General features: G+C 41.0%; 3 protein-coding genes. All 3 read left to right on the forward strand.

Annotation, left to right across the window (positions count from 1 at the left end; translation table 11 throughout):
- Positions 1-39 precede the first annotated feature (39 nt).
- The 3 genes from JYB62_RS19900 to JYB62_RS13485 all read left to right on the forward strand — a co-directional run bounded on the left by JYB62_RS19900 (position 40) and on the right by JYB62_RS13485 (position 13,438).
- Entirely contained in the window at positions 40-3,447 is a 3,408-nt protein-coding gene (locus tag JYB62_RS19900; RefSeq protein WP_243431582.1) for a sensor histidine kinase, read from the forward strand.
- 39 nt (positions 3,448-3,486) lie between these two features.
- Entirely contained in the window at positions 3,487-6,768 is a 3,282-nt protein-coding gene (locus JYB62_RS13480) for a sensor histidine kinase (protein WP_205645948.1), read from the forward strand.
- A gap of 499 nt (positions 6,769-7,267) precedes the next feature.
- Entirely contained in the window at positions 7,268-13,438 is a 6,171-nt protein-coding gene (locus JYB62_RS13485; RefSeq protein ID WP_205645949.1) for a S8 family serine peptidase, read from the forward strand.
- Positions 13,439-13,441 lie beyond the last annotated feature (3 nt).

Genomic DNA, 13,441 nt, shown 5'->3' on the forward strand with positions numbered 1-13,441 from the left:
CGTGGCTTTTTGACACATGTTATTTAGACAGTTTTTTTAATGAAAAAGCTAATTCAAACCCCATTTTTTTTATTGCTTCAGTTCTGCGGTTTGGCCATGATTTCTTTGGCTCTAAACGCTCAGAACATTTCTCAGAATGCAGTTTTCAACAACATCACATCAGATGAGGGACTGCCAAGTACTTCAGTCACCGATGTGACTCAGGACACCTACGGGTTTATCTATCTGGGTACTTGGGAAGGAGTTTTCCAGTTTGATGGAAAAAATTATAAAAAGATTTTTTATGAAGGCCGATATGTAGAAGCAGATGAAAAGGGAGGGGTCTGGATAGAAGCCGGAGATGGGGATTTGATTTATTATGACTCCAATAAAGATAGCCTTTCATTTTACCGGGATATTGATTTGAATAGGAGGTATGTCCAAGTCCTCTTGGGAAAGCAAGGTGAAGTATTTGCCTCCACCACAAAAGGAATCATGAAGCTAGACCCGGAAACTCAAAAATTTATTTTAGAGCCTGGGCAGGAATCAGGTGAAGTATATAATCTTCAACTTGGGGATGACGGAAGAGTAAATTTTATTTTAGTTCAAAATGGGAAAGAGGCAAAAATGGGGAAACGGCATCCTGATGGGAAATTCCACTATGAACAATTTCCTTTAGATGAAAACACTATCAATAAAACATCCTTTGCCACATACCGCCAAACTGTCATTCTTCCTTACGGGAATTCAGGCACAGTTCTTTTAAATCCGATTGGATTGGCTACACGGGAATCCGATACTGAACCTTGGACATTTAAAAAATTCAGTGAACCTGAACTATTGAAGGAAAAAGGCCTTGGGAGTGAAGCTTCTTATATAATTCATGGTCCATTTATATGGCTCAACCAACGGAACGCGATCACCAAAATCAATTTAGAAACAGGGGAATCCTTAACCATCCATTCTGGCACGAATACCCACAAAGAACTACTTCCAATGTCCAGTGATCACGGATGCAAATTATATTTGGATCGACAAGGGGTCATATGGATCACTAGATTCGCCTATGGAATCAGCCTTTTAAATACCCATCAATCTGATTTTGGCCTTTTACGGGATGAACAAGGAAAAACCATCCCAGATATCCTTTCTTCTTACGAACTGGAAGATGGATCTTTTTGGATAGGTCAGCGGATTTCTATTGAAAGTGGACTCATTCATTTTGCTACAGATGGAAAGAACATTCTCCACAGAATTGGAGCTTCCCAGGATAATCCTCCTGCTGGTAAAACATTCGGGTCAGAATTATCGCATCCCTATCCTTGGGCAATCGCAGAGACTTCTGATTCTACACTTTGGGTAGGAACAGGCTCTCCCGGAGATCAAAATGGAGGACTCAATCGGATAGACCCAAAAACAGGTTTGATTACCCGGTATCGAAATAATCCAAAAGATTCAACCTCTTTAAGTAAAAATTGGATTTTTGGAATTCAAGTAGATGCTAGAGACAAACTTTGGATCAGTCATACCGATGGAATGGATTTTTTTGATCCTGAAATAGAAAAATTCACCTCTTTGGTCAAAGATTCTTCCAATTCCAGACCCCGAGGAGTATTGATTGATTCTCAGGAAAATCTTTTGGTCCAAAGAACTGAAGATGGAGGCTCTTGGATGTTGATCGACACCAAATCTAAATCTGTAATTAAACAAGGTGCATTCTTCGGTGAATATTTAGGTTATTCAACATCTCGGCCGGTTCTTGATACTAAAGGAAGAGTCTGGATTGCTACAGTTGATGGATTTGGCTATGCAGATGAGGAATACAATGGATTAAAATTCTGGCAGAGTTATGAAGAGTTTGGATTTCCAGACCTTGAAATCAGAGCCTTCAGCTATGATGAGGATGGGTACCTCTATTTTGGAACTTCAGATGGTATTTTTCAATATCTCCCAGAAACTGGCAAAACAGTAAGATTTGGTATTGAAAGAGGGCTTCAATCCAGTTCATTTAATTCCAAACTGAAAAATCGTGGCCCATCTGGAAAAATCTACTTTTCGGGAAATGGTGGGATGAATGTGTTTGATCCCAGTGAACTTCAAACTAATCCGTATCCTCCACAAATCATTATTAGAGGAATAACCCTAGATGGGAAAAATTACCAAAACTATTTGGACTCCACAGAAAGGAAACCAAACCATACCATTTCTTCTCTGCTTATTCCTCCTGGAATCACCACTTTAAATATCAATTTTGCGGCCATTCACTTTGGGGGAAATGGAAATAATAGTTCCCAATATCGACTCACGAACTTTGATGATACGTGGCAAGAGGCGAGTGGAAATGCTGTTTTTACCAACCTACCAGCAGGGGATTATACACTAGAATTAAAATCTGTCAACCTAGATGGGATCTGGAGTGAAAGCCCTCTCCGGGTTTCAATCAAAGTATTACCTCCATGGTATCAAACCTGGTGGGCTTATCTCCTTTACTTGGTCTTATTTATGATTCTAGCATATTTATTTATCCAAGAGCAAAGAAAAAGGGCCGCTCGAATCGAACGCGAAAAATCCAAAGATCGTGAGCTAGCTCAAGCCAAAGAGATAGAAAAAGCCTACTCTGAACTCAAATCTACCCAGGCCCAACTAATTCAATCCGAAAAAATGGCTTCACTCGGAGAGCTGACCGCAGGTATTGCTCATGAAATACAAAACCCCCTCAACTTTGTCAATAACTTCTCGGAAGTAAGTTCTGAAATGATAGATGAACTACAAGAAGAATTGCAAAATGGAGAGTTGGAAGAAGCCAAGCTCCTAGCTACCGAAATTAAAGGCAACCTAAACAAAATCACTCACCATGGGAAGCGAGCGGATTCTATTGTCAAAGGAATGCTTGAACATAGCCGATCCAAAAAAGGAGAAAAGGAACTTACCGACATTAATGCGCTAGTTGATGAATTTGTAAGGCTTTCTTACCATGGTTTACGTGCAAAAAATAAATCTTTCAATGCTGATTTTAAGCTAGACCTTGACCCCAATCTTCCTAAAGTAAATGTAGTGGCTTCTGATATCGGCCGAGTGATTTTGAACTTAGTAAACAATGCTTTTTATGCGGTTAACGAAAAGGCGAATTCAAAAAACACAGACCCTGATTATAAACCACTCGTAACTGTGAGCAGTATCTACTCCCCCCAAGCAGGGGGGCAGGGCCTTTCTCGAGATATCGGGAGGGGGGCCATTCAGATCTCCGTCAATGACAACGGCTCTGGCATACCGGACTCCATCAAAGAAAAAATCTTCCAACCTTTTTTTACTACTAAGCCGACAGGTTCTGGTACCGGGCTAGGATTGTCTCTAAGCTATGATATAGTGAAAGTACATGGAGGAGATTTACGTGTGAGAAGTGTGGATGAAGAGGGCACTGAAATGATCCTCTTATTACCAGTAACAGACCAAATAAAAAACGAATAAAGTGTTGACCTCAAACACCCAACCCTAATAGATGAAATTATGAAAAAAGACTTTTTTAAATATCTAGTGCTCCCCAGTACGTTCTTCTTTAGTTTACTGGCTTTCAACTCCTATAGCCAAATAAACGCATCAAAGGGAGTACCTAGCTTCACTAATTATGTGGTAGGCGATGATAATTTTGCCGGTCAACAAATCTGGGATGTGAATCAAAATAAGGAAGGTTTCTTATTCGTTGGCACAAGTTCAGGTCTTCAAAAATTTGACGGTAAAAACTGGGAACTCCTTTCCTCTCCTACCACCGAATTCAATACCAATGTAAGGTCTACCTTACTTGCCTCAGATAGTACATTCTATTTCGGATCGCTCGGAGATTTTGGTATTGTCACCACTGATTCCACTGGAAAAACCATAGAAACATCACTCATTGAAGGATATCCTTCAGACCTGGTTTTCAATGATATCTGGTCGATTCGGGAAAGTCAGGGGAAAATTTACTTCCAAGCCAGAGAAGCAATTTTCATTTATACTCCAGCTTCGGAAAATCAGGGAAGCAATCTCAAAGTTTGGAAACCGGATACTGAATTTATGTATGGTTTTAGCCTAAATGATACCTATTATGCCCATCAAATCAACCTGGGTTTGTTTAAGGAGCAAGGAGGATCATTGGAGTTAGTGCCAGGCAGCCAATTTCTGGGAGAGGATAGAGTACAAGTTCTATTACCCTATCAAAACTCTGATGGGTTTCTGGTAGGCGCCTTTTCAGGAGGATTGTATCATTACGATGGTCAGGATTTCATTCCCTTCCCAACTGAAATTGACCCTCTTCTAAAGGATAGAAGTTTATACAAAGCACTCAGTCTTCCTGATGGCACCTATGCCCTTAGTGTATTGGGACATGGATTTTTTATCATCGATCAAGAGGGAAAAATAAAATCGGAGTTTAACACCAAAAATTCCATTACCGACCAAAGTGTCTATGCTTTTTTCCTGGACAATACTTCTAATTTATGGGTGGGTACAAACAGTGGGCTTTCAAAAATTGAAATTTTTTCACCGATTTCTAGATTTGATTCTGATCAATATGAAATAGGAAGTCCATTATCTCTTGGTGCCTATGACGACAATTTATACATCGGAACATCAACTAATGTGCTGTACCTAGATAAGTCTGATGGGGTCGTCAAGCAAGTCGAGGGAATTCCCAATACCCAGGTATTTGATCTTGTTCCAGATGTTAATCAGATGTTGAGCACTGGAGTTGGGGTATATTCAATTAGGGGAAAAACCTCCAAGATCATTCCAGGCACGGAGAGCTACCAGACACTTAAAATAGTGATTTCGGAATTTCATCCAGGATACGTGTTTATTAGTGGAGGATTTGGTATTCAGGTATTCAAAAGAGAGAAGGGAATCAATGGGGAGTATGATTATGAAAATATCGGCTCTATTTCCGGTGTGGAACGATCGATCTATAGCTTGGCCGAAAATCAGGAAGGTGAACTCTGGGGCGGTACCCAGGCAGGCGTACTATTCAGGATTGTTTTCCAAAAAACGGCATCTGGCAATCTAGATGTTCCCAACGCAAGGGTAACAGAAATCAGCGAAAAAGATGGGGTTAGAGGTTTATCAGGTCTTGCCGTAGGACCGATTGAGGGCAAAGTATATACTTCTGGTATCGATGGGTTCTATTTTTTCAATTCAAGTATCAATGAATTTGAGCGCGACCCGGTCTTCAGTTTCTCCGATGAAGTAGCCAACATCAACCTGGACACCTATGGCCTTGGAGTGGGAGAAACCGGCAATGTTTATTTGGACTTCAAAGGAGAAAAACGCTTGGCTGTACGGCAAGAAGATGGAAGCTTTCAGCTCCAATCCTATCCATTTAATTTAATAACAGCCAGTTCTGTTGCCTCAGGATTTACAGAGCCTAGTGGGGTAATATGGTTTGGCACAGATGACGGGCTGATCAGGCTTGATCCCAATAAAGATTATAGAACAGACCATCCGCTTCCACTATATTTCACTTCTGCATCGACGAGCGAGAATATTTTACCGATTAGCATGCAGTCCGGAGGATCAACTGTGGAAATTCCATATAAGGGCAATTCCATTAGTTTTAACTTTACTGCACCATTTTTTGTAAAAGAAAATCAGATTCGATATCAGACATTTTTAGAAGGGCTGGATGAAGAATGGTCTGACTGGACAGAAAATGTCTCAAGGGAATTCTCCAATCTCCCTTATGGATCGTACACCTTTCGAGTACGCGCAAAAAACACCTTTAACACCATCTCTAATGAGATCGCCTACCCCTTTGAAATACTTCCTCCTTGGTATGCCACTTGGTGGGCATTCCTCATTTACTTTATTGTCTTTGTCTTAATCGTCTATGGGCTGGTTAAATTCCAGACTAACAGGGTTTTGGCAAGAGAAAAAGTAAAAACACAGGAACGGGAATTAGCTCAGGCCAAAGAAATTGAAAAAGCATATAAAGAGCTCAAGGCTACACAGGCTCAGCTAATTCAATCCGAAAAAATGGCTTCTCTTGGAGAGCTCACAGCTGGAATTGCCCATGAAATTCAAAATCCTTTGAACTTCGTAAACAACTTTTCCGACCTAAACCAAGAGCTCATCGATGAATTGGAAGATGAAATCGAAAAAGGAAACCTTCTTGAAGTAAAGCAAATCGCAGCTTCAATCAAGGAAAATGAGGCCAAAATCCAACAACATGGTAGACGTGCAGATCTAATTGTCAAAGGAATGCTTCAACATAGCAGAGCAAATTCTAGTGAGAAAAAGGAAACCGACCTCAATTCCCTTGCAGAAGAATTCCTGAAGCTTTCCTATCATGGACTCCGGGCAAAAGACAAGAGCTTTAATGCAAACTTCAAGCTTGAACTCGATCCTAATCTCCCAAAAGTGAAAGTTGTGGCTTCAGATATCGGAAGAGTAATTTTGAATTTGGTGAATAATGCTTTTTATGCCTGTGCAGAGCAAAGCCAAAGCAGCATCAATGGAAAAGCACAAACAGGTCCCGATGGCCTTCTTGACAATAAATACGAACCGGAAGTAATTGTCAGCTCGAAGCAGACTCAACATGGTATCGAACTCTCGGTGAAAGATAACGGCCCCGGCATTCCGGACTCCATCAAAGAAAAAATCTTTCAACCCTTCTATACCACCAAGCCCACTGGCTCCGGTACTGGACTTGGGTTATCGCTAAGCTATGATATCGTAAGGGCGCACGGCGGAAAAATTAAAGTCATTTCGAAAAAAGGGGAAATGACCGAATTCATTATTTCTCTCCCTTTTTCTATCTAGTTCGAATAAAATGAAAAAAATCTTATTATCATTTAATCAAATTAAAAGAAGCAGTTTATCTCCTTAACTGTTTTATTAGCATATCTCATAGGTAGTAGCACCAACTTATTCCTTCAAGGCCCTTTGAAGGAATAAGTTTTTGAATTCCAACATTTCAAAAAATCCTTTAATTGAGTTTTACTTTGTTAATTAGAAAAAATTCAATTTTAATATTGGTATTATTATATTTTTCTTGATTATGAAATGAATTATTAAAAAACTCTGACGCCATTCTCATTTAACTTTTTTATCCAAAAATCAGACGATATTTTACCAAATTATAAATCATTGATTTTTAATAATTTGAAAATATTTTTCATATTTTAGATATATATTTCATAGGAAATTTAATGTTTTTCACTTGTAGAAAAATGCTGTTTTTGACACTTTTTACTTGATTTCGGATTTTTCAAAAACACGGTCTACTTGACTATTTATTCTTTAAACTGAATGTAATGTTATGCAAAAATTACTGACGCTCGCAAAGGGGATAGTGATAGTTTTTTTACTTGCATCAAATTTTTCCAATGCCCAATCTGTCAAGTTGGAGCAAGGACAAAATGGTGGAGTCGATAAAGAACCTACCAGTCCTGTAATTTGGTCAACAGGAAACTCCAACTCCGGAAATAGCCATTTTTTTGAAGGTCAATCCATACCTTATCGTCTTACCATTTCCAAACTGAAGGCCGGAAATCATTCAGTAGAAATTGAATGGGATACTAAAAAGGACGAAAAAAATGCCATTGACTATATTACCAACTTCAATAGAATCTGTGAGGAAGTAATTCCTGATCCAGGCACTCCCAGTTTTGCAGTAATTCCTGCGCCAGAAGGAACTCCCCAGCCTTTAACGAGTTTCAACCAACTTTCAGAAGACGAGCGGAAACTCGCCATATTTGGCGGAACGATAGAAGATGTTTCTTATACAATTCAGGAAACCAGTTCTTCCACTACGATCACCCGCCTTCGTATTTCTTTTGTTGTAGAGGGAGACAATGGAGCTAATAATACTGCAGTCATTGCCTGGGGAGGCCATATTGCCAAAGCCCAGGATTGGGGAGAAGGTAATTCAGCGGCTAGTATCAATGGATCTCCTTACCATACCCGAGTTGTTTCCCTTGACGACAAATCCGTAGGAAGCCAAAGCAGTTCTGTACAGGCTGCGACGGAAATTCTGGAATCCGTGACAGAATGCTTAATTGAAGGAGAAACTAACATTTGTGACGGATCCTTAGCTACTTATACTGCCCCCGAGGGAGGACTTTCCTATGCTTGGACGATCAGCGGGGAAGGAGAAATCAGTGCGGGTCAAGGAACTAATAGTATTACAGTCAATTGGGCTGGATCTGGAACAGTAGTCGTAGAAATAGAAAACGAAGGAACCTGTCTACCCATCCAATGCAGCTTAGATGTCACTTATACTACCCCTCCTACCCTCACTGTGTACGAGGCAGTACTTTGTAGTACTGAAAATGGAGGCAATACTGCCATTGGAAACCTGTATGATTTTATCTCTGTAGATTTTGGAGAGGTATCTTTTGTGCGCAATCGACAAACAATTGAAACCCCTGAAGAAATTTTGGTTACCGACGGAGATGTCATTGAAGTTTCTACCATCGGAAATTGTAGCAAAACAGAATCCTTCAGTATTACAGTCAATGACCGGCAGATTTTTGGAATTTGTAGCCAAGGAAAAGTCTACGAACTAATAGGTTCCGAATTGAGTGCTTTGAATGAAATATTCAATCAAGGGGAAACGGTGGAATCCAATGAGGTATTCTACATCGATGGAGACGAGGTACTCATTGAAGTCATTTACTTCAAAGATCGCTTTGCCGAAGCAAAGACCATTCTGGAAAACTTAGGCTTTGTCACGCCTACCGAAGCGGAGCTAAAACAAGACCCTAACTCGCTGATCATTGCAGGATTTTTCCCAATTGCAAACTTGCTAGAATTAAATAAATATTTTGAAGTTCTGAACCACGTTCGGCCTGCTTTCCCCCCAGTAGCCAATAAGGGAGCGACAACTACACAAGGTGATCGGGTGATGCGTTCCAATTTAGTTAGAGCTGGATATACGCATTTTGAGGGAGATCAACCCATTGATGGTACAGGTATAAAAATAGGAGTCCTTTCTGACAGCTATGCTACCCGAACAGATGCAGGGGTGAATACGTTGGAGACCGATATTTCAAACGGTGATTTACCTGAAAGCACCTATTTCTTGAGGGATCTTCCAAGTCGATTTGGAACAGGCACTGATGAAGGTCGTGCCATGATGCAGATCATATATGACATTGCTCCAGGAGCAGAATTAGCCTTCCGTACTGGTGTAGTTACTGCAGGAGATTTTGCCCAGGGAATACGGGATTTAGCAGCTGCAGGAAGTGATGTTTTGGTGGATGACATATCCTACATGACCGAACCTAGTTTTAGAGACGGTAAAGTAGCAAAAGCCATTAATGACGTCACAGCGGATGGAGTTTCCTATTTTACTTCTGCCGGCAATTTTGGTATCAAATCCTTTGAAGGGACCTTTAATCCAGTGATCGACCCCACTATTCAATTGCCGTTAAATAGTGGGACTTGGGAAGAACAAGGAAGAGTTCATCAGTTTAGTAATGGATCCACTACGCAATCCATTAATGTCTTCCCGGCAGAAAATGGGCCTGCAGTTTATATGATTTCATTACAGTGGGAAGACCCGCTATATTCTGTAGATCAGGTAGGAAGTTTATACGATCTGGACATTTATTTGAAAAACTTTGACGTGCCGCTCTTTGGCTTTAATAGGGATAATGCCAATGGAGACCCTTTTGAAATCCTTTCTTTTACCATCTCAGAGCCAACAACAATTGACCTTTTGATTGCAAGGGAATGCGAGAGTTGCAACGACTTGGATTCCAACACAGGCATCAAATTTAAATATGTAGTTTATAGAGGCGAACTGGACCCGAATGATCAAAATGGCATCAATGCATCCACGGTAGTAGGTCATGCCAATTCGGAAGGGGCAATGACGGTAGGCGCCGTACTATATGCCAATACTGCAGTATATGGATTTGACCCAGCATTAGTACCTAGTGGAACAGAGCCCTTTACAGTGGCTTCCTTCTCCTCCCGAGGAGGAACCACCACCAATGGGGTGGTTCGGGCCAAACCGGATTTCACAGCTCCCAATGGGGTAAATACCACTGTCAATTTAGGAGCTCCCAATCTAGAGGATGATGATTTTCCAAATTTCTATGGTACTTCTGCCGCAGCTCCGCATGCAGCCGCTTTGGCTGCCCTCATCAAGCAAGCCCGACTCAAATATTACCCAGAAACTTCTCCTCCTAATTGGGAAGGTGAAGTAGGTTCCACCACACCTGAAGACATCCGGCGGGTACTCAAATCAACGGCACAAGACATGCATGATCCCGGAGAGGACTTTCTTTCCGGTGCTGGGATGGTTCGGGCAGATAAAGCTTTATTGACCTTAGCAACTCCTAATCCCAATAACATTGAATTGGTATATGAGGAAGGAATAACTCCTGGAGAGGTAGAGTTTCAATTGATCATTCAGGGAACCAACCTCTATGAAGGTTCGAATGTGTACTTGAGAGAAGAACAATTAAACGCCGTCTATGGTGTGGATGAATTTGGTACCGGCTATTTGGAAGTGACGGTACCAACTTTTGAAGGAAACCCAGGGGTAACCGTTGTAAATAATTTCATTTCCGACAGTGAATTGGATGGGGGTACTGCCGGACCGGAATATTTCTTTGATGTGGTTAAAAGAACCATAGCCATCCGGGCAGATGATCTATCCAAAAACTATGCACAGACAGTACCTGCTTTCGCAGCAAGCGTCTATGAAAGAATTGATAATAATTGGGTGTTAAGTGAGCTGACATTGGAGGAAATAGGATTGACTTTAGATCCTGAAAACCCGGACCCTTCTTTACAATTATTGACCTTATCCAGTACCATCACTGGTAATTTGGCCGAGGTAGGGACTTATATTATTACCGCTTCCCATCCTCAAACAACCTTTACCTATTCGGATTTTTTCAATTATGTAGGAGTGCTTCAAGAAGATGGCTCCTTATTCTATGATGGAACAAATAATGATTTTGGAAATTATGGTCCAGGTATCATCACAGTGGAAACCTTACCTATTACTATCAAGCCGAAGGACCTAGTAGATCAATTTGCCATTGAATATGGAGAGTCCATAGGAGATGCATTGGAGTTTGAAGTATTGATTGCAGATAGCCTGATAGGCCCAGAAAGCAACCCGAAAATCATCGATGTGGCCGGGTTGAAAAATAGCGTTCTTACCCAATATATGGAGGACTTGGAACTTGCCAAAAGAACGGGAGACAATAGCCTTCCATTGGGAATATTTAATGGAAGATCCATTATCAATAAGGAAAGCTTTGTCAACAAAAGTTTCATGGTCAGCGGACGTAGCATTATTAATGGAAGAACAATCATCAACGGCAGATCCATCATCAATGGGCGAACCATTATAAATTCTGCATTTGATGTCCCTGCCAACTCCTTCTTAGATTACCTAGAAGATCCTGAAAATCAAGATTTGCAAGCCGTCAGCATCAATGGAAGGACGATGATCAATGCTCGGACCATGATCAACGCCCGAAGTATGATCAATGGAAGAACCATCATCAATGGACGGACCATTATCAATGCTAGAAGCATTATCAATGGAAGAACCATCATTAATTCTAGAACCATCATCAATAGTACAGGAGGTGAAGAAGAAGAGACAAACTTCAATAACCTGGTCATTTTTGGAGAAAAAGATCTAGAATTAGCTGAGGAAGGGGAAAATGCAGAAATCGGGAAATACTATGACTTCGGCGCTGAAACGGGAGAAAATAACGATGATTTCAACTTGGAATTCTTCTCCATCACGATGGTAACTGGTACTGATGTAGGACCACAAGTAATTATCCCCGGTACTTTTGAATCCAGAAATTTTACCTCTTACTATTTACCTGCCGATCTTACCATTACTCCTGCCTCCTTACTTGCAGAAACTTCAGCGACTCCAGATGCAATGATTTACGGAGATTCTATTCCTCCACTGAACACATCATTTGAAGGTTTTAAAATTAGTACCAGCTTCCTTAATTCTGAAGAAACGGAACTAACCTTAGAGGAAAATACCGAATCAATAGTGGATACTGTTACCTATCGATTGCTGTATCAGGAAATTGCATTTCCAAGAGTGGGTGTGATTCCAGTAGGATCCTATGTAATAGATCCAGAAATCACCCTGTTTGAACCTTCTAATTATATCATTGACCCTATTAATAAAGGAATGCTTTCAGTAGGAAAGGCAACACCTACTGTCATCGTTACAGGTGGTGAATTCGAATATTTGGGAGAACCGATTGAAGCAAGTGCCTACGCATATGGAATTGGCGGAGAAGAAGATTTTCTGGATAGAAAACTAATCTCCATTGAATACGAAGGAGTTGGCCAAACCAGCTATGGACCTACCACCTTTGCTCCCGTATTCCCTGGTACTTATCAGGTAATTGCACAGTATGCAGGAGATGAAAACTACACTTCAGCCAGTTCGGAATACGCTCCTTTCCTAATTGTAGGATGTGCCAATGAGGCACCTGAGATAGGGGATTTTGAAACCGCTATGGGAGCTGGAAATACCAGTAACCCTGCAATCATTAAAAAACCTGCCAATACCAAAATCGGTGATTTGTTGATTGTCGGATTAATGTTCGAAAAAGGAGAAGCTCCTTTGGTAACTCCTGAGGAAGCTGGGTGGGTCCTAATCCAGCGAGTCAATCAAGAAAACCAAGTCGCTATGGTCACCTACTACAAAGTGGTGGAAGACAATAATGAGCCGGAAACTTATGGGTTCCGTATCAACCAAGCGCCAAAATGGACCATGGGAATTACTAGAATTGAAGGGGCTGATATCCATCATCCGGATGGTCCGATTGTCACCTTTAGTGGAGATTCAGGATCTCAGAGTTTAGTAGGAACTACTCCTTCTTTAACCACCACGGACTGCAATACCCTGATCATGTTATTCTACACCAACAAGAAAAATGCTACCTGGACTCCACCGGCAGGTACTATTGAAGTGTACGATGATCCGAATGATCAGCAAGGTCTGACCTCCAATATGATGAGCTATTTTATTCTGAGCGATGCGGGCGAAACCGGAGCCTTAAGCGCTGAGGCTTCTGAAAGCGAGCATTGGGTGGCCCAAGCCATTGCAATCAGGCCAATCGTTACAAATTTTGAAACAGCCAGAGTAAAACCAATTACCGGAGAAACCAATCCTGAAATTTCACTATCTTATGAAAGTAAGCAGCTGAAGCAGGAGGAAATTCCAAGTGAATTGATTGCCTACCCTAATCCAGTAAATGACCGATTAAACCTAAATCTGAAAGGGTTGGTCAATGAAGAGCCTAGTGATTTCTCTTTGGTCATTCTTGATGCCATGGGAAGAATCCGTCAATTGCCTAGAGTATGGCATGAAAGGGAAAGAAGACTTGAGTTGGACTTCTCTCAAATGAATGTTGGTTTCTATATTATCAATATCAATACCACCAAAGGGATGAAAACCATTCATATCATCAAAGACCCGTAATTA

The organism is Algoriphagus lutimaris (assembly GCF_017051705.1).
GTDB lineage: Bacteria > Bacteroidota > Bacteroidia > Cytophagales > Cyclobacteriaceae > Algoriphagus > Algoriphagus lutimaris.